This window comes from Frondihabitans australicus, from assembly GCF_003634555.1.
Lineage (GTDB): Bacteria > Actinomycetota > Actinomycetes > Actinomycetales > Microbacteriaceae > Frondihabitans > Frondihabitans australicus.
In genome coordinates this window covers 1,514,508-1,538,549 of sequence record NZ_RBKS01000001.1, presented here as the reverse complement: position 1 = coordinate 1,538,549, position 24,042 = coordinate 1,514,508, and the positions used below count along the sequence as shown (strand labels likewise).

General features: G+C 70.2%; 20 protein-coding genes. 16 read left to right on the top strand and 4 right to left on the bottom strand.

From position 1 onward, the window contains the following. Positions 1–1,407: an AMP-binding protein gene (locus C8E83_RS07105; RefSeq protein ID WP_170159865.1), complete on the bottom strand. Its 1,407-nt coding sequence runs from the start codon at positions 1,405–1,407 to the stop codon at positions 1–3. A gap of 73 nt (positions 1,408–1,480) precedes the next feature. On the opposite strand from C8E83_RS07105, the gene C8E83_RS07100 reads away from it, so the two are divergent. The 3 genes from C8E83_RS07100 to C8E83_RS07090 all read left to right on the top strand — a co-directional run bounded on the left by C8E83_RS07100 (position 1,481) and on the right by C8E83_RS07090 (position 4,629). After that, positions 1,481–2,446, top strand: a complete 966-nt coding sequence (locus tag C8E83_RS07100) for an ROK family glucokinase (RefSeq protein WP_121371788.1) — start codon at positions 1,481–1,483, stop codon at positions 2,444–2,446. A gap of 55 nt (positions 2,447–2,501) precedes the next feature. Next, positions 2,502–3,191, top strand: a complete 690-nt coding sequence (locus C8E83_RS07095) for a lysophospholipid acyltransferase family protein (protein WP_121369077.1) — start codon at positions 2,502–2,504, stop codon at positions 3,189–3,191. A 103-nt stretch (positions 3,192–3,294) separates the two neighbouring features. Beyond that, positions 3,295–4,629 carry a class II 3-deoxy-7-phosphoheptulonate synthase gene (locus C8E83_RS07090; RefSeq protein ID WP_121371787.1) on the top strand — a complete coding sequence of 445 codons (1,335 nt, stop codon included), beginning with the start codon at positions 3,295–3,297 and terminating at the stop codon, positions 4,627–4,629. 87 nt (positions 4,630–4,716) lie between these two features. Here the strand turns inward: C8E83_RS07090 and pknB are convergent, their stop codons facing one another. Both pknB and C8E83_RS07080 read right to left on the bottom strand, forming a co-directional pair. Next, positions 4,717–6,753: a Stk1 family PASTA domain-containing Ser/Thr kinase gene (gene pknB / locus C8E83_RS07085; protein ID WP_121369076.1), complete on the bottom strand. Its 2,037-nt coding sequence runs from the start codon at positions 6,751–6,753 to the stop codon at positions 4,717–4,719. Positions 6,754–6,852: 99 nt separating this feature from the next. Beyond that, on the bottom strand, positions 6,853–8,208 hold the full coding sequence (locus C8E83_RS07080) for a LysM peptidoglycan-binding domain-containing protein (RefSeq protein ID WP_245981461.1): 1,356 nt from the start codon (positions 8,206–8,208) through the stop codon (positions 6,853–6,855). Between the two features lie 187 nt (positions 8,209–8,395). Here C8E83_RS07080 and C8E83_RS07075 point away from each other — a divergent pair, with 187 nt between their 5' ends. Beyond that, positions 8,396–8,752 (top strand): Rv2175c family DNA-binding protein, encoded by a 357-nt coding sequence (locus C8E83_RS07075; RefSeq protein WP_121369074.1) that lies wholly within the window; start codon positions 8,396–8,398, stop codon positions 8,750–8,752. A 10-nt stretch (positions 8,753–8,762) separates the two neighbouring features. Here C8E83_RS07075 and C8E83_RS07070 read toward each other — a convergent pair whose 3' ends face one another. Further along, complete coding sequence (locus tag C8E83_RS07070; protein ID WP_121369073.1) at positions 8,763–9,884, bottom strand: polyprenyl synthetase family protein; 1,122 nt, start codon at positions 9,882–9,884, stop codon at positions 8,763–8,765. Between the two features lie 95 nt (positions 9,885–9,979). Between C8E83_RS07070 and C8E83_RS07065 the strand changes: the two genes are divergently transcribed. From C8E83_RS07065 to murC, 12 genes are all read left to right on the top strand, one after another. Continuing rightward, complete coding sequence (locus C8E83_RS07065) at positions 9,980–10,375, top strand: DUF3040 domain-containing protein (RefSeq protein WP_121369072.1); 396 nt, start codon at positions 9,980–9,982, stop codon at positions 10,373–10,375. A 226-nt stretch (positions 10,376–10,601) separates the two neighbouring features. Beyond that, positions 10,602–11,033, top strand: a complete 432-nt coding sequence (gene mraZ, locus C8E83_RS07060; protein ID WP_121369071.1) for a division/cell wall cluster transcriptional repressor MraZ — start codon at positions 10,602–10,604, stop codon at positions 11,031–11,033. 101 nt (positions 11,034–11,134) lie between these two features. Further along, positions 11,135–12,130: a 16S rRNA (cytosine(1402)-N(4))-methyltransferase RsmH gene (gene rsmH / locus C8E83_RS07055; RefSeq protein WP_121369070.1), complete on the top strand. Its 996-nt coding sequence runs from the start codon at positions 11,135–11,137 to the stop codon at positions 12,128–12,130. Further along, a complete protein-coding gene (ftsL, locus tag C8E83_RS07050) occupies positions 12,127–12,738 on the top strand; it encodes a cell division protein FtsL (protein ID WP_121369069.1) in 612 nt (203 codons plus the stop codon). Before rsmH ends, ftsL begins: the two co-directional genes overlap by 4 nt. Before the next feature lie 60 nt (positions 12,739–12,798). Continuing rightward, positions 12,799–14,595 (top strand): peptidoglycan D,D-transpeptidase FtsI family protein, encoded by a 1,797-nt coding sequence (locus C8E83_RS07045; protein ID WP_147430105.1) that lies wholly within the window; start codon positions 12,799–12,801, stop codon positions 14,593–14,595. Positions 14,596–14,658: 63 nt separating this feature from the next. Beyond that, entirely contained in the window at positions 14,659–16,233 is a 1,575-nt protein-coding gene (locus tag C8E83_RS07040) for a Mur ligase family protein (protein ID WP_121369067.1), read from the top strand. Beyond that, positions 16,230–17,651 (top strand): UDP-N-acetylmuramoyl-tripeptide--D-alanyl-D-alanine ligase, encoded by a 1,422-nt coding sequence (locus C8E83_RS07035; RefSeq protein ID WP_121371786.1) that lies wholly within the window; start codon positions 16,230–16,232, stop codon positions 17,649–17,651. The genes C8E83_RS07040 and C8E83_RS07035 overlap by 4 nt, the downstream gene beginning before the upstream one ends. Then, positions 17,648–18,739, top strand: a complete 1,092-nt coding sequence (gene mraY / locus C8E83_RS07030; RefSeq protein WP_121369066.1) for a phospho-N-acetylmuramoyl-pentapeptide-transferase — start codon at positions 17,648–17,650, stop codon at positions 18,737–18,739. The genes C8E83_RS07035 and mraY overlap by 4 nt, the downstream gene beginning before the upstream one ends. Then, the gene (gene murD / locus C8E83_RS07025; protein WP_121369065.1) at positions 18,736–20,283 is read left to right on the top strand and encodes a UDP-N-acetylmuramoyl-L-alanine--D-glutamate ligase; all 1,548 of its coding nucleotides are present in this window, start codon (positions 18,736–18,738) and stop codon (positions 20,281–20,283) included. The genes mraY and murD overlap by 4 nt, the downstream gene beginning before the upstream one ends. Continuing rightward, entirely contained in the window at positions 20,228–21,484 is a 1,257-nt protein-coding gene (ftsW, locus tag C8E83_RS07020; RefSeq protein ID WP_121369064.1) for a putative lipid II flippase FtsW, read from the top strand. The genes murD and ftsW overlap by 56 nt, the downstream gene beginning before the upstream one ends. Next, on the top strand, positions 21,481–22,617 hold the full coding sequence (locus C8E83_RS07015; protein WP_121369063.1) for a UDP-N-acetylglucosamine--N-acetylmuramyl-(pentapeptide) pyrophosphoryl-undecaprenol N-acetylglucosamine transferase: 1,137 nt from the start codon (positions 21,481–21,483) through the stop codon (positions 22,615–22,617). Before ftsW ends, C8E83_RS07015 begins: the two co-directional genes overlap by 4 nt. Continuing rightward, on the top strand, positions 22,614–24,041 hold the full coding sequence (gene murC, locus C8E83_RS07010) for a UDP-N-acetylmuramate--L-alanine ligase (protein ID WP_121369062.1): 1,428 nt from the start codon (positions 22,614–22,616) through the stop codon (positions 24,039–24,041). Before C8E83_RS07015 ends, murC begins: the two co-directional genes overlap by 4 nt. The last annotated feature ends 1 nt before the right edge of the window (position 24,042 follow it).

Genomic DNA, 24,042 nt, shown 5'->3' with positions numbered 1-24,042 from the left:
CTAGAAGTCGGCGGAGGCGTCGGCACCGGTGTGATCCGGCACGCGGACGCTGGCGGTGCCGGGCCCGACCTCGTCGAAGTCGCGGTGCTCCAGCACGAGGCGCCCGTCGACGATCGAGGCCGGGAGGCCTGTGCTCAGCCAGGCGTCTTCGCTTGCTCCTGCACCCGCAGCGATGCCGGGGCCGCGGAAGGCCGCGAGCCCGTCGTCGTCGATGTCGACCTCGATGCCGGGCAGTGGAGCGCCGACCGTGCCGGGCTGACGCTCGAACGGATCGTCGACCCGCTCGATCGTGGCCAGACCGCCGGTCGCGGCCGTCCCGAACCCCTCGACGGGTCGCACGTCGAGCGCCCGCATGAGGAGGCGCAGCCGCTCGGGCAGCGTCGTGGTGCCCGCGATGCTCACGGCGTGCGACACCTGCCCGCCGACCGACCGCCGAAGCCCGCGGAGCACGAGGGTGTCGGCCAGTGTGAAGCGGGTGCGAAGGCCCATCGGCACAGCGCCGTGCGAGAGCGCCGCCGCGTACTCGAGGGCGACGTCGTGCGCCTGCCGGAACGCCGTAGCACGACCACCCGCCTCGGCTCGCACTCGTGCGGCCTCGTCGATGAACGCGAAGGTGGCCGGGTGGCCCACGAGGAGCGTCGGCCGGAACGAGTGCAGCGTCTCGACCAGGTCGGCGCGATCGTGGAGGTGGCCCAGTCGAGTGCCGGTGGCGAGCGCCGCGAGCGTCACGAGTCGCGCGTCGGGGTCGGTTGCGGGCAGGATCTGCAGCACCGACCGCCCCGGGCCGACCGCCTCGCCCAGTGCGTCCGCCACCTGCCGGGCCCTCGTCGCGAGCACGCCGTGGGTCAGCGTCGACCGCACGGGCGCCCCCTCGTCGTCGAACGAATAGAGGAGGCCCGCGGCGTCGTCGGGCGTCACCGCGTCGAGGTGCGCGGCGAACTCGTCGTCGGGCACGTCGCGGCCCGAGTCGACGATCTTGTCGAGGTCGCCGAGCCCGAGCTGCCACACCGAGAGGACGGTCGGGAGCTCGCTGTGCAGCTCGTCGAAGCGGGCGAAGTCGGCGGGGGTCTCGACGACGACTGCGGTCGGCGTGGCGTCGTCGAGCACGCGGAGCAGCTGCGACTGCCCGGCACGCCGGTCGAGCGGCACGGTCACGGCCCCCACGAAACCGGCGGCGAAGTCGAGGAGCGTGGTCTCGAGACGGTTCGCGCTCAGCACGCCGATGCGGTCGCCGTGGCGGATGCCCCGGGCGACGAGGCCGCGCGCCAGGGTGCGGACGCGCTGCGAGAACTCGGCGGCGGTGAGATCGAACCAGGAGCCGAGGGAGTCGGGGATCGCGACGAGCCTCGCGTCGGCGTCCGTCGACACGCGCTCGTCGAGGAGCGCGCCTGTCGTCATCCCGGCCATGCCACCACAGTACCCGCCGGTGTTCGAACGATCGGCAGCGCCCTCTCCCGACCGGTGGTTAGGATGAATGCTCGTGCAGGCCATCGGAATCGACATCGGCGGAACGAAGATCGCGGGGGGCGTGGTCACCGAACTCGGTGAGATCGTCGCCGAGAGGCGGGTCCCGACCCCGGCGGGCGACTCCGAGTCGATCGTCGACGCCGTCGTCGCCATGATCCAGGAGCTCCAGGGCGCCGCCCCCTCCGCGGGCGGCGAGGTCGTCGCCGCGGGCGTCGCGGCCCCGGGGTTCATCGACGCCGCGCAGTCGACGGTCTACTACACGCCGAACATCCCCTGGCGCAACGAGCCGCTGCGCGCACGCCTGAACGAGAAGCTCGGCCTCCACATCACGATCGACAACGACGCGAACGCCGCCGGCTGGGCCGAATTCCGCTTCGGTGCGGGTCGCCTCGTCAGCGACATGACCATGCTCACGATCGGCACCGGTGTCGGCGGCGCCATCGTCGCCAAGGACCAGCTGCTCCGCGGCGGCTTCGGCACGGGCGGCGAGCTCGGCCACGTCCGCCTCGTGCGCGACGGCCTCCTCTGCGGCTGCGGAGCCCACGGCTGCATCGAGCAGTACGGCTCGGGACGCGCCCTCCTCCGCATGGCCGGCGAGGTCGCCGACCGCGGCGGTGCGAACGGCAAGGCCCTGGCCGACGTCCGTGCGGCGAAGGGCCAGCTGACCGGGCCCGACGTCGCCGAGCTGATGGCCAAGGGCGACCCGGGTGCACTCGAGGCCCTGACGGAGCTCGGCACGTGGCTCGGCGAGGCGTGCGCCTCTCTCAGCGTGGTGCTCGACCCTCAGCGGTTCGTCTTCGGGGGCGGTGTGGCGCAGGCCGGCGAGCTCCTGCTGGCTCCGATCCGCGAGGCGTACCTCTCTCACCTGCCGGCCCGGGGCTTCCACCCCGAGCCCGACTTCGTGATCGCCGAGCTGGTGAACGAGGCCGGCGTCGTCGGAGCAGCCGACCTCGCTCGTCTTCACGTGCAGACGCTCTGATCCGAGACCCGTGCGCGGCTAGACTTCGACAGCCGCCTGCGACAAGGAGACGCCGTTGTTCTACTGGATCATGAAGACGTTCCTCTTCCGTCCGATCCTGCTGTCGATCTTCCGGCCCTGGGTGATCGGCAAGGAGAACGTGCCCGAGACCGGGCCGGTGATCTTCGCGAGCAACCACCTGTCGTTCGTCGACTCGGTGTTCCTGCCGCTGGCGCTCGAACGTCGCATCTCGTTCCTGGCGAAGAGCGACTACTTCACCGGGCGAGGGATCCGCGGCTGGGCGACACGCGTCTTCTTTAACGCGACCGGCCAGCTGCCGATCGACCGATCGGGCGGCAAGGCGTCCGAGGCGTCGCTGAACACCGGCCTCAAGGTCCTGGCGCGCGGCGAGCAGCTCGGCATCTATCCGGAGGGCACGCGCAGCCCCGACGGCAAGCTCTACCGGGGTCGCACCGGCATCGCCCGCATGGTGCTCGAGGGGCGCGTGCCCGTCGTGCCGGTCGCGATGATCGACACCCAGAAGGTCATGATCACCGGGTCGAAGAGGCCGCACCTGCACAGGATCGGCGTCGTGTTCGGCCAGCCCCTCGACTTCTCGCGGTTCGAGGGTCTCGAGGGCGACCGGTTCATTCTCCGGTCGATCACCGACGAGATCATGCACGAACTCAACAAGCTCGGCGGTCAGGAATATGCGGACGTCTACGCGTCTTCGGTGAAAGAGAGGCGAGCCGTTCTTTCGCGATAGGCTCGCTGATCGTGGCGGCCCTCCGGCCGCCTGAACCGCCAGCGATTCTGATGAGGAAATTGTGCTCCAGACCGAAGAACCAGTCGTCTTTGCCGATCCCGATGTGATCGCCGGACTGGACTATTGGCGCACGCTCCCCATCAAGCAGCAGCCCGAATGGGCCGACTCGTCGGCCGTCGCCGCGGCCTCCGCGGAGATCGCCACGTACCCGCCGCTCGTGTTCGCGGGCGAGGTCGACACGCTCCGCGACCGCCTCGCCGAGGCGGCCGCCGGCCGCGCGTTCCTCCTGCAGGGCGGCGACTGCGCCGAGACCTTCGCCGACGCCACGGCCGACAACATCCGCAACCGGGTCAAGACGATCCTGCAGATGGCCGTCGTGCTGACCTACGGCGCCAGCGTGCCCGTGATCAAGATGGGTCGCATGGCCGGGCAGTTCGCCAAGCCCCGCTCGAGCGATGTCGAGACCCGCGACGGCGTGACGCTGCCCGCGTACCGCGGCGACATCATCAACGGGTACGACTTCACGCCCGAGTCGCGGCAGCCGGATCCTGCGCGCCTGGTCCGCGGGTACCACACGTCGGCGTCGACGCTGAACCTGATCCGCGCCTTCACGCAGGGGGGCTTCGCCGACCTGCGCCAGGTGCACGCGTGGAACAAGGGCTTCGCCGCGAACCCGGCGAACTCGATGTACGAGCACCTCGCCAAGGAGATCGACAAGGCCGTCAAGTTCATGGAGGCGGCCGGCGCCGACTTCGACGAGATGAAGCGCGCCGAGTTCTACACCTGCCACGAGGCACTGCTCATGGACTACGAGCGCCCGATGACCCGGATCGACTCGCGCACGGGCACCCCGTACACGCTGTCGAGCCACTTCCAGTGGATCGGCGAGCGAACGCGTGACCTCGACGGCGCTCACGTCGACTTCCTGTCGCGCGTGCGCAACCCGATCGGCGTCAAGCTCGGCCCGACGACGACGCCCGACGACATGCTCCGGCTCATCGACAAGCTCGACCCCGAGCGCGAGCCCGGTCGCCTGACCTTCATCACGCGCATGGGTGCCGGGAAGATCCGGGAGGCTCTGCCGTCGCTGCTCGAGGCGATCAAGAAGGCCGACGCGACGCCGCTGTGGGTCTCCGACCCGATGCACGGCAACGGCATGACCACCCCGACCGGCTACAAGACGCGCCGCTTCGAGGAGATCATGGACGAGGTGAAGGGCTTCTTCGAGGCTCACCGCGCCGCGGGCACGCACCCGGGCGGCATCCACATCGAGCTCACCGGCGACGACGTCACCGAGTGCCTCGGCGGCTCCGAGCACATCGACGAGGCCACCCTCGCGACGCGCTACGAGAGCCTGTGCGACCCGCGCCTCAACCACATGCAGTCGCTCGAGCTCGCGTTCCTCGTGGCCGAAGAGCTGGCGAGCGCGAACGCCTGACCACTACCCGCGGCGAAACGGCCTATCCGCGTGTCTTAGGGCACGCGGGTAGGCCGTTTTCGCGCGGGTAGACCGCGCTCAGGGAGATCAGCCGACGCTGATGGCTGAGCCGTCGTACGTGAGTGTGATGGTGTCGCCCTTGTGCACGGTCGACTTGCCCGCGGGTGACTGCGACTGCACCTTGACGAGCTTCCGCCAGTCGAACCCGAGGGCCGACGCGGTCGAGCACTGCACCGTGGTGCAGTCGGCGTAGGTCACCTTGAGGCCCAGGGCCTTGAGTGCGGCCTCGGCCGTCGACACCTTCTTGCCGGTCTCGTCGGGAAGCGTGATGGGGGCGGGCCCCTTCGACACCGTGAGATCGATGTGGTCGCCCTTGATGACGGTGCCCTGGTTCGCCTGAGCCTGCGAGATCACCGACCCGGCGGCGACCGTGTCGCTGTACGACGACGCCGTCTGGTCGCCGACGAGGCCGACCGCCGACAGCGTCGCCTGGGCGTCCGACACGGTCTTGCCGGTGACGTCGGGCACGGGCCCGAGCGAGACGGTGAGCGTCACCGGGCCCTTCTCGCGGTAGGTCGACGCCGAGCCCAGGTCTTCGTCGGCGCCGGCCGAGGTCGTGCCGGCGACCGACAGCACGACGTTCTTCGCCTGGTTCGAGAACTGGTACGACGACGCCTTGACGGTGAAGTTCTTCAGGGCGGCGCGTGCGGTCGCCTCGAGGTGGCCGGTGACCTGGGGGAAGCTCAGGATTCTGGGCCCCTGCGACACGATCAGCGTCACGGTTGCGCCCTTGTGCACGGTGGCGCCGGCACGAGGTCGGGTGCCGGTCACCTCGCCCGCGGGCACGGAGGTGCTGTACCTCTGCTCCTGCGTCTTGCTCACGGCGAAGCCGTCGGCCGTGAGCGTCGAGGTCGCCTGGCTCACGCTCGACCGTGAGACGCCCGGCACCGAGGCCATCGCTCCCGGCCCGACGTTGAACCAGAGGGCGGTGCCGAGGGCGACGAGCGCCACGACGATCACGATGACGAGCCACACGGCCCCGCGGCGGCGTCGACGGCCGGCCTTCTTCTGGAGCGCCTCGGCGTTCTCCGAGAGCGCCGGCACGACCGGCCCGGTGCGGTGCCGACCCTTGGGCAGGATCTGAGTGTCGCCCGTCGACCCGCCGAACGTCTCGCCCGTGCCCGACGGCGGCACCGGCCCCGTCGGCCCGGTCGTGCGCTGCAGCGGGGGCACCGGAGCCATCGCGCTGGGCAGCACCATCGTCTTCTGCACGCCGCCGGTCGCGCCGCCGCGCTGGAGCTCGAACAGGTGGTCGAGCATGGCTCGGGCGTCGCGCGGGCGCTGGTCGGGGTCGCGGGCGGTCGCCCAGAGCACGAGCTCGTCGAGCTCGGGCGGCACGCGCGGGTTGACGGCGGAGGGCATCGGCACGGTGTCGTTGGCGTGCTGGTAGGCGATCTGCATCGGCTGGTCGCCCTTGTAGGGCTGCTCGCCGGTGAGCATCTCGTAGAGCATGATGCCGAGCGCGTAGATGTCGCTGCGGGTGTCGGCGACGCCGCGGGTGACGAGCTCGGGGGAGAGGTAGGCGATGGTGCCCAGGAGCGCGGCGCCGGTCGCGGTGTTGGCGCTGGCCGCGCGGGCGAGGCCGAAGTCGCCGATCTTGATGCGGCCGTCGTCGGCGAGCAGGACGTTCTCGGGCTTGAGGTCGCGGTGGACGATGCCGGAGCGGTGAGCCGCGGCGAGCCCGGCGAGGACCGCCTCGAGGATGTCGGTGGCCTGCTCGGGGGTGAGCACCCGGTGATCCTGCAGCAGCTCGCGCAGCGTGATGCCGGGCAGGTACTCCATGACCAGGTAGGCGGACTCGTCGTCCTGCCCCTGGTCGAAGACGTTCACGACGTTCGGGTGCGCGAGGCGGGCGGCCGACCGGGCCTCCTGGATGAAGCGCTCCTTGAAGTTCTCGTCGTCGGCGAGGTGGCCGTGCATGATCTTCACTGCGACGGGCCGCTCGAGCCGGAGGTCGGAGGCGAGGTAGACCGTCGCCATGCCGCCGCGGGCGATGCGTGAGCGCACCTGGTATCGGCCGTCGATGAGTCTGCCGATCATCGGGTCCGTCTGGTTGACACTCACCCTCGGGATTTTACGGAGGGGTCGCCTGAAGAGGTCCTTGACGCACCGGGCCTGACGAGATCGTTACCTGACCCGAACACGTCTCGATGTGTGGTGGCGCTACAGCGTCGCGAGCCAGAGGCGCGCGGGCTTCTCCCACTTGGCGTAGGCGGTGGGGTAGGCCGAGTTCTGCACGGCCTGGGCCGCCTGGGTCACGGTCATCGACGACCATCCGCGGATGTCCAGGAGCCCGCGGGTGACGCCCGCGTTCGGGTTCCGCGAGCCGCCGTAGAACAGCTCGGCGGCGTAGGTCGTGTTGAGCAGCTGCGCCTTCGAGCCCCAGCCCTGGCTGGGACGCTGCTGGAACAGGCCGACCGAGTCGCGGTCGCCGGAAGAGAGGTTCTCGAGCCCGGACTCCTGCGCGGCGGCCGAGAGCGCGACGACGATGCCGTAGTCGCTGACGCCGAGCGCGCGGCCGACGCGGATGATGGTGAGCGCGTTGGAGCGCTGCGCCGCCGAGAGCGTGTTCGGGCTGACCGGCACGGTGCTCGTTCCGCCGACCGACGCCGTCGCCGTGGTCGCGGCGCCCGGGATCGTCAGCTGCTTGCCGGCGTAGATCGTGCTCGACCAGCTCAGGCCGTTCGCGGCCAGCAGCCGGTCGACGGTGGTGGCGTGCGCCTTGGCGATCGACGAGAGCGTGTCACCCGTGCGGATCGTGTATTTGGTCGAGCCCGCCTTCGACGAGCCCGCGGTCGTCGTCGCGGGCGCGGCCGCCTTCGACGGGGCCGACGACGAGGGCGCAGGAGCCGAGGTCGACGCACCCGGCATCCTCAGCTTCTGCCCCGGGTAGATGATGCTCGACCACCCGAGCCCGTTCGCGTCGAGGAGCGCCTGCGTCGACACGCCGTGCCTCGCCGCGATCGACGACAGGGTGTCGCCCCGGACGATCGTGTAGGTGCCGGTGGTCGAGGCGTGCGGCTTCGTCACCGACGCGGCGGCCGCGGCGGTCGCGCGCGCGGAGGTCAGGTGGAGCGTCTGGCCGGGGTAGATGGTCGACTTCCAGCTCAGGCCGTTCAGGGCGAGGACGGAGGCGGTCGAGAGTCCGTAGCGGCCGGCGATCGAAGCGACGGTGTCGCCGGCGACGACGGTGTAGGTGGTGGGGGCCGTCGAGGCCGTCTCGAGGACGGCGTCGGTCGTGACGTCGGCGGTGGTGTTGTCGGCGGTCAGGGTCGCGGTCTGCCGGCTGCGGTAGATGGCGCTGAGGTCGATCGTGGTCGCGGGAGCGGGGGAGGCCTCGGGGCGCTTCGTGTGAGGCTGGACGTGGTCGGCGGCGAGCTGTCCGGTGGCGCCCATCGTGACCGCCATGGTCCCGGCGAGGACGATCGGGACGGTGCCGAGCATGCTCCTGCCCAGGCGGTAGGCGGCGGTCCGGCTGATCGGCCCGCCTGTGCCGCGTGTCTCGTCTGATGCATTCATGGAACGTTCCCCGGCCTGTCTTCTGCGACACGCCCTTCCGTGATCCCGCGTGTCGGTATTCCACGCTGGCACACAAGTAAAGCCAAGTCAATTAACGAGACAGGTGTGACTGGTGTGACTTCGGCCCCAATGCGGGGGTGCGCCACCCCCGCGCGACGACGCGGCGGGGACGTGGCACAGTGGGAGGGTGACTGACCTCTCATCGCGTCCCTGGTTCGACGACGTCGACTGGCTCACGCTCCCCGACGTCGCCGAGCGGCTCGGCACCACCGCGAGCCGCGTCCGCAGGCTCCTCGAAGACCGGATCCTCGTCGGCGCCCGCATCGACGGCGTCCGCAAGGTGCCGGCCGTCTTCCTCGTCGGCGGCGAGCCCCTCCACGAGCTCAAGGGCACCCTCACTGTCCTCGCCGACAACGGCTTCGACGACGACGAGTCGCTCGACTGGCTGCTCAGCGACGAGGAGTCGCTCGGCACGAGCCCCGTCGCGGCGCTGCTCGCAGGCCGGAAGGCCGAGGTGCGTCGCGTGGCGCAGAGCCTCCTTTAGCGAGGAGGGATCACGCGCTCCGGCGCGTCACGGTCTCGGCCAGCTGCGAGAGCTGCGCCCGCGCGCTCGGAGTGAGCGGGGCCGCCTCGATCGCCGCGCGCGCCTTGCCGACCTGCTCCGCGATCGACTCCTCGATCGCGTCGACCGCACCCGACTCGCGGATGGTCGCCTGCAGCATCGACACCTGCGCCTCGTCGAGGTCGGGGTCGCCGAGCAGCTCGTCGAGCAGCCGGACCGCGGTCGAGGGCAACGACGCACGCGCGGTGGCGATGAGCACGGTGCGCTTGCCCTCCCGCAGGTCGTCGCCGGCGGGCTTTCCGGTCACCGACGGGTCGCCGAAGACGCCGAGGAGGTCGTCGCGGAGCTGGTAGGCGATGCCGAGGGGGAGGCCGAATCGCCGGAGGGCGTTCACCTGCTCCTGCGACCCACCGCCCATGGACGCGCCGATGGTGAGGGGGGCCTCGATCGAGTACTTCGCCGACTTGTAGACGATGACGCGCTGGGCCCGGGTGAGCTGCTCGGCCTCGTCGACGGTTCGCCAGGCGCCCTCCTCGAGGATGTCGAGGTACTGGCCGACGGTGACCTCGGTGCGCATGCGGTTGAACTCGGCGCGTGCAGCCCGCGCGGCGTCGCGGTTCGCGAGCGAGTCGAAGGCCTCGGAGACCAGCTCGTCGCTCCACGAGAGAAGGAGGTCGCCGAAGAGGAGGCCGCCCGAGGTGCCGAACGAGACCGGGTCGCCGTCGAACGAGCCGTCGCGGTGGAGCTCCTGGAAGCGCTTGTGCGCCGCGGGCAGTCCGCGCCGGGTGTCGGAGTTGTCCATGATGTCGTCGTGGACCAGCGCGGCCGCGTGGAAGAACTCGAGACCGGCGGACGCGGTCACCACGCTGGCGAGCTGCTCGCGGTCGGGTTCGTCGGCGAGGAGGTCGGACCCGGTGGCCAGACCGGCCACCGACTGCCAGCCCCAATAGCAGAAGAGAGCGCGGAACCGCTTGCCGCCGTGCAGCAGGTCGGCCGAGAACCGGGCGAACGGATCCAGGTCGCCGGCGATGGCCGCGAGGTGCGGCCTCTGCCCGGCCAGAAAGGTGTCGATCCGCTCTTGAACGACGTCTACTAACCGCGTACTCTCAGCCACGCCGCCTAGCCTAACCAGGTCTGGCGAGCGTAGAATTTTGTGCCAGTGACCGCGAATCTCACCTCGCCGGTCGGTCGTCCCTGAAGGGAACAGAAATGCCACTTTCCGAACAGGAGCAGCGGCTGCTCGAAGAGATGGAGCGCAGCCTCTACAACAACGACTCCGACTTCGTCACCACCATGGGCTCGCGTCGAGGGCGACCGAGCTACGCGATGGTGATCCTCGGAATCCTCGCTGCTCTCGTGGGCGTCGGCGTGATCGTCGCCGGTGTCGCGTTCCGCCAGCCGCTCATCGGTGTCGCCGGCTTCGTCGTCCTCCTCGCGGGCGCGCTCTTCGCGATCGCCCCGCCGCGTCGTCGCCACGGCCTGCTCGGCCCGGCCCCCGTTCCTCCCCACGCCTCCACCAAGGGTCGTGGCCGGTCGAACCGCGGCTCGATGATGGACCGCATGAACGAGCGCTGGGATCGCCGTCAGCACGGCGACGAGCGCTAGATCGCCACAGTTCTTCCCGAAAAGGGGTCGCCTCCGGGCGGCCCCTTTTCTCGTGCACCGACACCCTCGCGCGGCGCATAACCCCTCCATTTCCCTCCACCCCGTGATTCCCCGGAATCACGGGGTTTTTTCGTGCCATTCGCCCCCCTTTCGGGGCTTCTGCTAGGGAATGTGGTGCATGGTGGAGTAAAGTGGAGGAAACGGACGGGATCGGGGGTGACGTGCAGTGTTCCTCGGTACCTACGCACCTCGCCTCGACGAGAAAGGCCGCATCATCCTTCCTGCGAAGTACCGCGACGAACTGGCCCCCGGCCTGGTGATGACGCGCGGGCAGGAGCGCTGCGTCTACGTCTTCCCGCGGGGCGAGTTCGAAGAGCTGCACCAGACGATCCGCAAGGCGCCGATCACGAGCAAAGAGGCTCGCGACTACCTGCGCATGTTCATGTCGGGCGCCTCCGACGAGATCCCCGACAAGCAGAACCGGGTCACGATCCCGGCCAACCTGCGCACCTACGCGAACCTCGACCGCGACGTCACGGTCATCGGCATGGGCAACCGCGTCGAGATCTGGGACACCGAGGCATGGTCCACGTACTCCGCCGAGCAGGAGGGCTCGTTCGCCGACATCACCGAGGAGGTGATTCCGGGCCTGTTCTGATTCGTCGGCCCTGACTCCCAGCCGTCCGCCCCTGGCACACCTTCCCCGGTGCCAGGTGGGATGGATGGGGATCAGGGCCGACGAGTCGAAGCCCGAACGCCATGGCAGACGACACCACCGGATCCGGCTCGGCCGACGAGACGCCTCGCGGCGCCGACCTCCACGTCCCCGTCCTCCTCGAGCGCACGCTCGACCTCCTCGCCCCGGCCCTCGAGAAGCCCGGCGCGGTGGTCGTCGACGCGACCCTCGGCATGGGCGGGCACTCCGAGGCGATGCTCACCCGGTTCCCCGAGCTCACCCTCGTGGGCCTCGACCGCGACACCGACGCGCTCCGCATCGCAGGAGCCCGACTCGAGCCGTTCGCACCGAGGGTCCACCTGGTCCACACCGAGTACGCCGGGGTCGCCGCCGCGCTGGACTCCCTCGGCATCGACGAGATCGACGGCATCCTGTTCGACCTCGGCGTCTCGTCGCTGCAGCTCGACCAGGTCGACCGCGGCTTCTCGTACTCGAAGGACGCCCCGCTCGACATGCGGATGGACACCACGCGCGGCATCACGGCCGAGCAGGTCGTCGCCACCTATTCGGAGAGCGAGCTCCGGCGCATCTTCACGCAGTACGGCGAGGAGAAACTCGCGGCCCGCTACGCCCGGGCCATAGTGCAGCAGCGCGAGGCCGCGCCGATCATCCGCAGTGCCCAGCTCGTCGACATCCTCAGCGACGCGACGCCCGCCGCCCTGTCGCGATCGGGTCACCCGGCCAAGCGCGTGTTCCAGGCGCTCCGGATCGAGGTGAACGCCGAGCTCGCATCGCTCGAGACGGCGCTTCCGGACGCGCTCGACCGCATCGCCGTCGGCGGCCGGATCGTGGTCCTCGCCTACCAGTCGCTGGAGGACCGCCTGGTCAAGCGGGAGCTTGCCCGCCGCTCCACGTCGACCGCTCCGGCCGGCCTCCCCGTCGAACTGCCCGAGCATCGTCCCGAGTTCCGTCTCCTCGTCCGTGGCGCCGAACTGGCGTCCGACGACGAGAAGGCCCTCAACCCCCGCGCCACACCGGTCCGCCTGCGGGCGGCCGAGCGAATCCGGAGAGCAGCATGAGCACCAACCACGCCCTTGCCACCGCGGCCGCCGACGTCGACTTCGACGAGGTCGACCTCCTCGACGAGCAGCCGCGTCGCCGGAGTCCGATCGAGATCGTCACGAGCCGCGCTCAGCGGAGTGCTCGACCCCGCATCGTCTACGCCCTCATCGCCACGGCGGCGCTCTTCGTGCTGCTGCTCACCCAGCTCGGCATCAGCATCGCGCTGAGCAACGGCGCCTACCGGATCTCGGCGCTGCAGGACGAACAGACCGTGCTCAGCCGGAGCCAGCAGAAGTACAGCGAGAAGCTCAACGTCCTCTCCTCGCCGCAGAACATCGCGAACAACGCGACGGCCCTCGGCATGGTCCGCAACCAGAACCCGGTGTACCTCGACCTGAACACCGAGACGGTCTACGGCACCCCGACGGCCGCGTCCAAGGACGCCGCGACCAGCGGGAACCTGGTCGCGAACAGCCTCCTGAAGGGCATCCCCGTGGTCACGAAGAAGGACAAGACCAAGGACTCGTCGGCGCAGTCGTCGTCGACGGGCGCGGCAACCTCGAAAACGTCCTCCTCTTCTGTAGCGTCGTCGTCGAATCAGCTGGTGGCTCCGCAGACTCGATGACGCACCTCCGCCGGCCGGAAGCGGGTCGACGACCGGTCGCCCCGCGGTGAGGAACCTCCCGTGAGACCAAGCGCGACCAACCGCGGTGCGGCGAACGCCGGGACCGCCATGACGGCGCGATCGAGGCGACGCCGCGTGTCGATCGTCGCGGCCGCGATCCTGGTGCTCGTCGCCCTGTTCGTGGTGCGACTCATCGACATCCAGGTCGTCCAGGCCGCCACGCTCAACGCCGACGCCGTCGGCAAGCGCTCGATCACATCGCCGATCTACGGCGACCGCGGAACGATCGTCGACACGAACGGCAAGGTGCTCGCCGACACGGTGCTGCGCTACGACATCACGGCCGCTCCGAAGTTCGCGCAAGGCGGCTATTCGACCACGGTCAAGGGCAAGACCACCCACTACACGATCGAGCAGGCGTCGCAGCAGATCGCCGAAGCGACCGGCGGCAATACGGCGGCGATCCTCAAGAAGCTGACCGCCTCGAAGACCAGCCTCTACGCCAACCTCATCGCCGGCGTCGATGTCGCGGGCTACCAGAAGATCGAGTCGCTCGGCATCTCCTGGCTCTACCCGGTTCGCCAGACCGCGAGGACCTACCCCAACGGCTCCGTCGCCGGAAACCTCATCGGCTTCGTGAACGGCTCGGGCGCCCAGACCGGCCTCGAGCTCGCGTACGACAAGTGCCTCGCCGGCACGAACGGGTCGCAGACGTACGAGCGCGGCCTCGACGGAGTGAAGCTCCCCGGCTCCACGACGACGACGAAGAAGGCCCACGACGGCGGCACGCTGATGACGACGATCGACGCCGACCTCCAGTACCAGATGCAGCAGGATCTCGACGAACAGGTCAAGGCGATCGGCGCCTCGTCCGGCACCGTGACCGTGATCAAGGTCGCGGACGGCTCGATCCTGGCCGATGCCGACTCGTCGAGCACGGATCCGAATAACCCCGGTGCCTCGAACACGGCCGCGTCGTTCCAGAGCAACTACGAGCCGGGCTCGGTGTTCAAGGCTATGACGGCCGCGTCCCTCATCGACTCCGGCCTCGCGAGCCCCGCCAGCCAGGCGATCGTCGCCGATCGGCGTGACTTCTCGTGGGGCGGCTTCATCGGCGACGCCGAGTCGCACCCGGTCGAGCACCTGACCCTCGCCGGGATCCTGGCCGACTCGTCGAACGTCGGCATCTCGTACATGGGCGAGAAGATGAGCGCCCAGGAGCGCTACGCGTACATGCTGAAGTTCGGGCTCGGCAAGAAGTCCGAGGTGAACTTCCCGCTCGAGGGCTCGGGTTCGCTCGGCAACCCGAACACCTGGGACAAGCAGACGAACTACAACTCCATGTTCGGCCAGGGCGTGTCGGCCACGGCCGTCCAGGTCGCCAGCATCTTCCAGACGCTCGCCAACGGCGGAGTCCGCGAGCCGCTGAAGCTGGTGAAGGGCTGCCGGCTCGCCGACGGCACGGTGATCGACACGCCGACCGGCAAGGCCACCCGCGTCGTGTCCGACAAGGCGGCGACCGACGTCGTCCAGATGCTCGAGAACACGATCCCCGAGGGCACGCTCCAGGGCATGGTGCCGATCTCGGGCTACAACGTCTCCGCCAAGACCGGAACGGCGCAGATCGCCGACCGCCCGGGCGGTGGGTACGGCGACGACTACATCATCTCCGTCGCGGGAATCGCCCCGTCGGAGGACCCCCAGTACGTCGTCCTGATCACCTTCACGAAGCCGACTACGCTGAAGACCTCGTTCGCGGCCGCGCCCGCCTTCCGCGAGATAATGTCCCAGGTCCTGGAGACCTACCGGGTCAAGCCCTCCACGGTGCCGGCGGCGAACCTCCCCGATACCTGGTAGACAAGACTGCCTGATCACGGCTCGGTGCCGACCCGCACCGCACCGGCAAGAAATGAGGAACCTTTGAGTGCCCGGATCCCCCCGGTCCTGCGACCGGAACATCCCTCGGCGAGGTCGCTCGGCCAGCTGGCCAGCGAATTCGGACTCGAGCACATCGGCTCGCTCGACGGCATCGAGATCACCGGCGTCACCCTGTCGACCGGCGACCTGCACCCGGGCGACCTCTACGTCGGCATGCCCGGCGCCCACCGCCACGGCGCCGAGTTCGCCGCGCAGGCGAAGGAGGGCGGCGCCGTCGCCCTGCTGACCGACGCGAAGGGGGCCGAGATCGCTCAGGAGTCGGGGCTTCCCGTGATCCTGGTCGACTCGCCCCGCGCCGCCCTGGGCGACGTCTCTGCCTGGGTGTACCGCACCACCGAGCACATGCCCCTCCTCTTCGCCGTCACGGGGACCAACGGGAAGACCTCGACGTCGTACCTGCTGGAGGGGATCCTCAAGCAGATGGGTCTGGTCACCGGGCTCTCGTCGACGGCCGAGCGTCACATCGGCGATCTCACGGTCGTCTCGCGCCTCACGACGCCCGAGGCGAGCGAGATGCACGCCCTGCTGGCCCGGATGCGCGAGTCCGAGGTGCGCGCCGTGGCGGTCGAGGTGAGCGCTCAGGCCCTCAGCCGCAACCGCGTCGACGGCCTCGTCTTCGACGTCGCCGGCTTCACGAACCTCAGCCACGACCACCTCGACGACTACGCCGACATGGAGGCGTACTTCCAGGCGAAGCTGCCGCTCTTCCAGCCCGACCGGGCCAAGCGCGCCGTGATCTCGCTGGACTCGCCGTACGGGCAGCGCGTCGTCGAGTCCGCGCGGATCCCGCTGACGACCATCGCGATGACGCCGCCAGTCGACGGCTCGGCCGCAGCCGACGCGAACGACGTCGAGTGGACCGTCGAGGTGCTCGACGAGCGCGCCGCCTACACCGAGTTCCGGCTCTCCGGTCCCGAGGGTCGCTCGCTCGTCACGCGCGTGCCGATGATCGGCTGGCACATGGCCGCCGACGCCGCGCTGGCCATCGTGATGATGGTCGAGGCCGGCTTCGAGCTGGAGGCGATCGGCCAGGCCCTCGACGAGGACGGCGGCATCGTCGCCTACCTCCCGGGACGCACCGAGCGCGTCTCGGGCGACCGCGGCCCGAGCGTCTTCGTCGACTTCGGCCACAGTCCCGACGCGTTCCTCAACACTCTGAAGGCCGTCCGGCGCTTCACGCCGGGCAAGGTCATCATGCTGTTCGGCGCCGACGGCGACCGCGACACGACGAAGCGCCCCGAGATGGCGCGCGTGGCGGCGGCGGGCTCCGACATCCTGGTGATCACCGACCACCACCCGCGCTTCGAAGACCCCGACTCGATCCGGAAGACGCTCGTCGACTCCGCCCGCGAGGCGTACCCCGACCACGAGCTCTACGAGGTGAGTCCGCCCGAGGCTGCGATCCGCAAGGCGGTCGAGCTGGCCGGCGAGGGCGATTCGATCCTGTGGGCCGGCCCCGGTCACCAGGACTACCGCGACATCCGCGGCGTCCGCACCCCGTACTCCGCCCGCGAGGAGGCCCGCGCCGCGCTGCGCGAGGCCGGGTGGGCCGAGTGATCGCGCTGACGCCCGCCGAGATCGTCGAGATCTCGGGCGGCCGCCTCGTCCTGCCGTCGGGTGTCGAGGCTCCTGCGACCGTGAGCGGCACCGTCGAGACCGACTCGCGCCTCGTGACGACCGGATCGATCTTCTTCGCCCTGCCCGGCGAGGTCACCGACGGCCGCCTGTTCGTCACCAGCGCCGTCGAGAACGGCGCCGCGCTCGTCGTGTCGCAGGGCGAGGTGGACGCCTCCGTGCCGGTGGTGGTCGTCGACGACGGAGTCACCGCTCTGGCCGCTCTGGCCCGCGAGGTCGTCGCGCGCGTCCGCGCCTCCGCGACCGACGAGGCGCTCCGCCTGCAGGTCGTCGGCATCACCGGCTCGAACGGCAAGACCTCGACGAAGAACATGCTCCGCGCGATCCTCGCCGACGTCGCCCCGACGGTCGCGCCCGAGGGCTCGTTCAACAACCACGTGGGCGCACCGATCTCCATGCTCCGCATCGACGAGGGCACGAGGTATCTCGTGGTCGAGATGGGGGCGTCAGGATCCCGCGAGATCGCCCGCCTCGTGAGCATCGCCCGCCCCGACACCGGCGTCGTGCTGAAGGTCGGACTCGCCCACGCCGGCGAGTTCGGCGGCATCGAGGAGACGAAGAAGGCGAAGTCGGAGATGGTCACCGACCTCCCCGAGACCGCCACCGCCGTCCTCAACGTCGACGACTTCCGCGTCGCGAGCATGGCCGAGCTCACGAGGGCCCGCGTCGTCGGCTTCGGCCTCGGCGAGGGCGCCGCGTATCGGGCGAGCGACGTCGACGTGACGGCGACGGGCACCGCGTTCACCCTGCATGCGCCGGGTAGGACTCGCCGGGTGAACCTCCGGATCCTGGGGGAGCACCACGTCATGAACGCCCTGGCCGCCCTGACGGTCGCCGGCGAGTGGGGCCTCGACGTCGACCGCGCCGCCACCGTGCTCGAAGGCGTGACCCGCGCCGAGCGCTGGCGCATGGAGGTCCTCGACGGCGGCCCCGGCATCACCGTCATCAACGACGCCTACAACGCCAGCCCCGACTCGGTGGCCGCGGCGCTCAAGACCCTCGCCCAGATCGTCCGGCCCGATCAGCGCTCTGTCGCGGTGATCGGCGAGATGGCCGAGCTGGGGGAGTACGCGCAGGAGGAGCACGACCGCATCGGGCGCCTCGTCGTCCGCCTCAACATCGGCAAGCTGATCGTGGTCGGCGACGCGGCGCGCCACGTCCACATGGCGGCCGGACTCGAGGGTTCATGGGATGGTGAGTCCGTGCTCGTTCCCGACATCGACTCCGCGTACGCGCTGCTGCAGAGCGAACTCCGAAGCGGCGACGTCGTGCTCGTGAAGTCGTCGAAGTCGGCCGGTCTCCGCCACCTCGGCGACCGGCTCGCGGGGGTGACCGCGTGATCGCCCTCCTCATCGGCGGCGGCGTGTCGCTCTGGTTCACCCTGCTGCTCACGCCGATCTTCATCCGGCTCTTCCACCAGCTCGGCTGGGGGCAGTTCATCCGGTCCGACGGCCCGCAGTCGCACCACACGAAGCGCGGAACCGCCACCATGGGCGGCACCGTCGTGATCCTGGGCACGGTGCTGGGGTACTTCCTCGGCCACCTCGCGGGCGGGGACGCCCTCACCATGAGCGGACTCCTGGTCCTGCTCATGATGGTGGGGCTCGGCTTCGTCGGGTTCCTGGACGACTTCACGAAGGTGCGCCGCCAGCGCAGCCTCGGGCTCACCGGCTGGGCCAAGATCCTCGGCCAGGTCATCGTGGCCGTGGTCTTCGCCGTGCTCGCGATCTGGGTGGCCGGCCCGCACGGGCAGACCGCCGCGTCGCACTTCATCTCGGGCGTCCGCGACATCCCGTGGCTGAACCTGTTCTTCTTCGGCCCGCTCATCGGCGGAATCCTCTTCGCCATCTGGGTGACGCTCATCACGGTGTCGGCGTCGAACGGCGTCAACGTCGCCGACGGGCTCGACGGTCTCGCGACCGGCGCGTCGATCCTGGCTCTCGGCGCCTTCATCTTCATCGGCTTCTGGCAGTACAACCAGTCGTGCTTCAGCCTGCGGGCGGTGAAGTCGGCCTGCTACACGACCACCAGTCCGCTCGACCTCGCGGTCGTCGCCGCGTGCATCTCGGGCGGCCTCATCGGGTTCCTCTGGTGGAACACCTCTCCCGCGCAGATCTTCCTCGGCGACACCGGCTCTCTCGGCCTCGGCGGCGCCCTCGCCGCGCTGGCGATCCTCAGCCGCACCGAGCTGCTCCTGGTGCTCATCGGCGGCCTGTTCCTCATCGTCACCGGCTCGGTGATCGTGCAGCGGATCTACTTCAAGCTGACGCACGGCAAGCGGATCTTCCTCATGAGCCCGCTGCACCACCACTTCGAGCTCAAGGGCTGGGCCGAGGTCACGGTCGTGGTCCGCTTCTGGATCATCGGCGGCCTGTTCGTCGCCGTGGGCCTCGGCGTCTTCTACCTCGACTGGATCAGCCGCGCGTGAGAGACCTCACGACCCTCACCAGCTGGCACGCCGACTGGAAGGGCCTGCGCGTCGCGGTGCTCGGCCTCGGCGTCTCGGGCTTCTCGGCGGCCGACACGCTCGTCGAGCTCGGCGCCGAGGTGCTCGTCGCCGCGCCCGAGGCGACCACCGACGAGGCCCGCGACCGCGTCGACCTCCTGGGCGTCATCGGCGCCCGCTTCGTGGCCTCGAGCCTCGACACCCCGGCGCAGGAGCTCACGGACTTCGCCCCCGAGGTCGTCATCGTCAGTCCCGGGCTGGCCCCGCACCACCCGATCGTCCGCTGGGCGACGCAGTCCGGCGCGGCCGTCTGGGGCGACGTCGAGCTCGCCTGGCGCGTGCGCGACAAGGTGTCGCCGCCGGCCGAGTGGCTCCTCATCACCGGCACCAACGGCAAGACCACGACGACGCAGCTCGTCGCCGCCATGGTCGCCGCCTCGGGGCGCTCGGTCGCGGCGTGCGGCAACATCGGCCTGCCGGTGCTCGACGCGGTCCGCGAACCGGAGGGGTTCGACGTGCTCGCGGTCGAGCTCTCGAGCCACCAGCTGCACTACCTGCCGATCGAGGGCGAGGGGGCCCTGCATCCTGCGGCCAGCGTCTGCCTCAACATCGAGGACGACCACCTGGAGTGGCACGGCTCGTTCGAGGCGTACCGGGCGGCGAAGGCGCGCGTCTACGCGAACACCCGCGTGGCCTGCGTGTACAACCGCGCCGACGAGGCGACCCGGCACATGGTGGAGGACGCCGACGTCGAGGAGGGCTGCCGCGCGGTGGGCTTCGGCCTCGACATCCCGCCGATCTCCGACTTCGGCGTCGTCGAGGGCGTGCTCGTCGACCGGGCGTTCCTCGCCGAGCGGCACACTCGCGCTCTCGAGCTCACGACCGTCGACACGCTGACGTCCTCCGGCCTGGGCGCCGACCACCTCGTGGCCGATGTGCTGGCCGCCGCGGCCCTCGTCCGGGCGATCGACGTCGACCCGTCGGCGGTCGACCTCGCCGCCCACGCCTTCCGCGCCGACCACCACCGCTCGGAGGTCGTCGCGACGGCCGGCGGCATCACCTGGATCGACGACTCGAAGGCGACGAACCCGCACGCGGCCCGAGCCTCCCTGCGCGCCGCGGCCTCGGCCGTCTGGATCGTCGGCGGGCTCTTCAAGGGCGTCGACGTGTCGCCGCTGGTGCGCGACGACACCGCGCACGTGAAGGCGGCGGTGCTGATCGGGGCCGACCGGCAGACTCTCAGGGAGGCCTTCCAGCGACACGCCCCCGGCATCCCCGTGTTCGAGGTCGAGGCCACCGAGACTGACTCTGTGATGACGCGCGCCGTGCAGCTCGCGGCGTCGGTCGCCGAGCCGGGAGACACCGTCCTGCTCGCGCCGGCAGCGGCATCGTTCGATCAGTTCGACAGCTACGGCGCCCGCGGCGACGCGTTCGCACGAGCCGTGCACGACCACCTGGGAGGTGACGCCGATGGCCACGACTCAGACGTCCAACCTCCCGAAGCGTCCGGGAGCGACGACCGCTGACTCGGCCTTCAGCCCCAACGGCGCCGCCGTCGTCAGGGTCAAGAGGATCTTCGCCGCGGAGACCTCGACCTTCTTCGTGATCCTCGGCACCGCGCTCTTCCTCGTCGTCTTCGGCGTGGTCATGGTGCTGTCGTCGTCGAGCGTCGAGCAGTTCGTGCAGACCCACGACTTCTTCGGCGCCTTCCTGCGCCAGCTGATCTTCGCCGCGGTCGGGATCCCGCTCATGCTCATCGCGACCCGCGTCTCTCGCCGGGCGTGGATGCGGTACTCCTGGCACCTGCTCGCCCTGGCGATGTTCCTGCAGCTGCTGGTCTTCACGCCGCTCGGCATCGACGTCAACGGCAACCGGAACTGGATCCGGATCGGATCGTTCTCGGCCCAGCCGTCGGAGTTCCTCAAGCTCGCCCTCGCCATCTGGATCGCGTCGATCCTGGTGAAGAAGCAGCAGCACCTGGCCGACTGGAAACAGGTCGTCGTGCCCCTCGTGCCGGTCGTGATCCTCGCGGTCCTGCTGATCATGAAGGGCGGCGACCTCGGCACCACGCTGATCATCCTCATGGAGGTGGCCGTCGCCGTCTTCCTCGCGGGCGTGCCGCTCAAGTTCTTCATCCTCCCGGCTCTGGCGCTGTGCGTCGCGATCCCGATCCTCACTCTCGGCGGCAACTCGCGCACGACGCGCATCTCGGCCTGGCTCGACGGCTGCTCGAGCGCGGCCGCCTACCAGTCGACCTGCTGGCAGACCACCCACGGTCTCTGGGCACTCGCCTCGGGCGGCGTCTTCGGCGTCGGCCTCGGCAACTCGAAGGCGAAGTGGTCGTGGCTGCCGGAGGCCGACAACGACTTCATCTTCGCCATCATCGGCGAAGAGCTCGGACTGATCGGCGCGTGCGTCGTGCTCGGCCTGTTCATTGTGCTGGCGGTGTCGTTCTTCAAGATCATCCGGCGCTCCGACGACGCGTTCGTCCGCATCACGACGGCCGCCATCACCACCTGGATCATCGGCCAGGCCCTCGTGAACATCGCCGTGGTGCTCGGTCTCCTCCCCGTGCTCGGCGTGCCCCTTCCGCTGATCTCCGCGGGCGGTTCGTCGATGATCTTCGGCCTGCTCGCCATCGGCGTGGTGCTCTCGTTCGTGCGTCGTCACGACGCCGACGAGCGCCCAGCGATGGCGCCGCGCGAGACGGTAGGGTCTCTCCGGTGACGACGTACCTCCTCGCCGGCGGCGGCACCGCCGGCCATGTGAATCCGCTCCTCGCCACGGCCGATCGCCTGCGGCGCCGCGACCCCGGCGCGACCATCCTCGTGCTCGGCACGGCGGAGGGGCTCGAAGCCCGGCTCGTCCCGGCCCGCGGCTACGAGCTGCTGACCGTGCCGCGACTGCCCTTCCCGCGGCGTCCCAACGCGGCCGCCCTCCGCTTCCCGAAGCGCATCGTCGGCGCCGTGGCCGGTGTCCGCAGGCTCCTCGCCGAGCACGGGGTCGACGTCGTCGTGGGCTTCGGCGGGTACGCCGCCGCACCCGCCTATCTCGCGGCCTGGCGCGCCAAGGTGCCGATCGTCGTGCACGAGGCGAACGCCAAGCCCGGGATCGCCAACGTCCTCGGCTCCTGGGCCACCCGTCACGTCGGCGTCGTGTTCGCCTCGACCCGACTGCGGCACGCGCGCCAGGTGGGGATGCCGCTCCGCGACGAGATCGAGACCCTCGACCGGCGTACGACGCAGTCGGAGGCGCAGCAGTTCTTCGGCCTCGACCCAGCGAAGCCCACGGTGCTCGTCACCGGCGGGTCGCTCGGGGCGCGACGGCTGAACGAGACCGTGTCGCGCGCCGCGGAGGCGATCCTCGGCGCAGGCTGGCAGATCCTGCACATCACCGGCGAGAAGAGCGACATCACCTCGACGCCGCTCGCCGACTACCACCTGCTGAAGTACTGCGACCGCATGGACCTCGCCCTGTCGGCCGCCGACTTCGTCGTCTCGCGCGCCGGAGCAGCCACCGTCAGCGAGCTGACCGCGCTCGGCCTGCCCGCCGTGCTCGTGCCGTACCCCGTGGGCAACGGCGAGCAGCGGTTCAACGCCGCGGACGTCGTGGCCGCAGGAGGCGCGCAGCTGGTCGCCGACGAGCAGTTCACGCCGGCGTGGGTGCGGTCGAAGCTCGTGCCGATCCTGCTCGACCGCGCCCTCACCGCCGACATGGCCGCGCGCTCGGCGTCGGTCGGGATCCGCGACGGAGCTGATCGCATGGTCGACCTTGTGCTGGAGGCGACTCCGGCGCAGGTCTCGGCCCCGTCGCGTCCCAGCACCTCAGTCACCGGTTCCGTCAGTCAGAAGAAGTCATGATCAAGCCCGACCTCACCAAGGCCCTGCCCGAGAACCTCGGCAAGCTCCACTTCGTCGGCATCGGCGGATCCGGCATGAGCGGCATCGCCCGCGTCTTCCTCGCCAGCGGCTACACGGTCACGGGCTCGGACGTCCGCGAGTCGTCGAACATCGACGCCCTGCGCGGACTCGGCGCCACGATCACGATCGGCCACGACGCCGCGAACGTCGGCGACGCCGACACCCTGGTCGTGACGGGCGCCCTCTGGCAGGACAACCCCGAGTACCAGCTCGCCCTCGAGATGGGCCTGCCGGTGCTGCACCGGTCGCAGGCCCTCGCCTGGCTGATCGGCTCGCACCGCCTCGTCTCGGTCGCCGGCGCGCACGGCAAGACCACCTCGACCGGCATGATCATCACCGCCCTCCTCGAGGCCGACCGCGACCCCAACTTCGTCAACGGCGGCGTCATCCAGTCGCTCGGCGTGAGCGCCAAGGGCGGCGGTGACGACCTGTTCGTCATCGAGGCCGACGAGTCCGACGGCTCCTTCCTCCTCTACGACACCTCGATCGCCCTGATCACGAACGTCGACGCCGACCACCTCGACCACTACGGCTCGCGCGAGGCGTTCGACGAGGCCTTCGTCACCTTCGCCTCCCGCGCTCGCGAGTTCGTCGTGATCTCCAGCGACGACCCCGGCGCCGTCGCGGTCACCGCGTCGCTCGACGCCTCGCGGGTGGTCACCTTCGGTCTGGCCCAGGATGCGACTGTCCGCGTGTCGGAGGTCACCACGTCCGGCCCCGTCGCCTTCACCCTGTCGCACGCCGGCGTCGACCGGCGAGTGCAGCTCGCCGTGCCCGGCACGCACAACGCCCTCAACGCCGCGGGCGCCTACGCGGTGCTCACCGGGCTCGGCCTCACCCCCGAGGAGGCGATCTCGGGCCTCGAGGTCTTCGGCGGGACGCAGCGCCGCTTCGAGCTGCACGGCACGGTCCGCGGCGTCAGCGTCTACGACGACTACGCGCACCACCCGACCGAGGTCCAGGCCGCGCTCCAGGCGGCCCGCACCGTCGTCGGCGACGGCCGGCTCATCGCCGTCCACCAGCCGCACCTCTACAGCCGCACGCAGATGATGGCGGGGGAGTTCGCCGCCGCGTACGAGACGCTCGCCGATCACACCGTCGTGCTCGACGTTTACGGCGCCCGCGAGGACCCCGTGCCCGGCGTCACCGGCGCGCTGGTCTCTGAGCGCTTCGACGACCCGTCGAGGGTCGACTACGTGCCCGACTGGCAGCAGGCCGCCGACCGCGTCGCCGAGATCGCCCGCGACGGCGACTTCGTCATCACGCTCGGCTGCGGCGACGTGTACCGCATCGTGCCGCAGCTGCTCGGCAGCCTCGAACGCACCCCGCAGGCCGAGACCGAGCCCGCCCCGGCGGGCGACTAGG

Bases quoted from the DNA above. Each gene is read 5' to 3' on its own strand.
- murC (WP_121369062.1), top strand. From the start codon at position 22,614: ATGATCAAGCCCGACCTCACCAAGGCCCTGCCCGAGAACCTCGGCAAG.
- ftsL (WP_121369069.1), top strand. From the start codon at position 12,127: ATGAGCACCAACCACGCCCTTGCCACCGCGGCCGCCGACGTCGACTTC.
- ftsW (WP_121369064.1), top strand. From the start codon at position 20,228: ATGGCCACGACTCAGACGTCCAACCTCCCGAAGCGTCCGGGAGCGACG.
- C8E83_RS07065 (WP_121369072.1), top strand. From the start codon at position 9,980: ATGCCACTTTCCGAACAGGAGCAGCGGCTGCTCGAAGAGATGGAGCGC.
- C8E83_RS07080 (WP_245981461.1), bottom strand. From the start codon at position 8,208: ATGAATGCATCAGACGAGACACGCGGCACAGGCGGGCCGATCAGCCGG.
- C8E83_RS07105 (WP_170159865.1), bottom strand. From the start codon at position 1,407: ATGGCCGGGATGACGACAGGCGCGCTCCTCGACGAGCGCGTGTCGACG.
- rsmH (WP_121369070.1), top strand. From the start codon at position 11,135: ATGGCAGACGACACCACCGGATCCGGCTCGGCCGACGAGACGCCTCGC.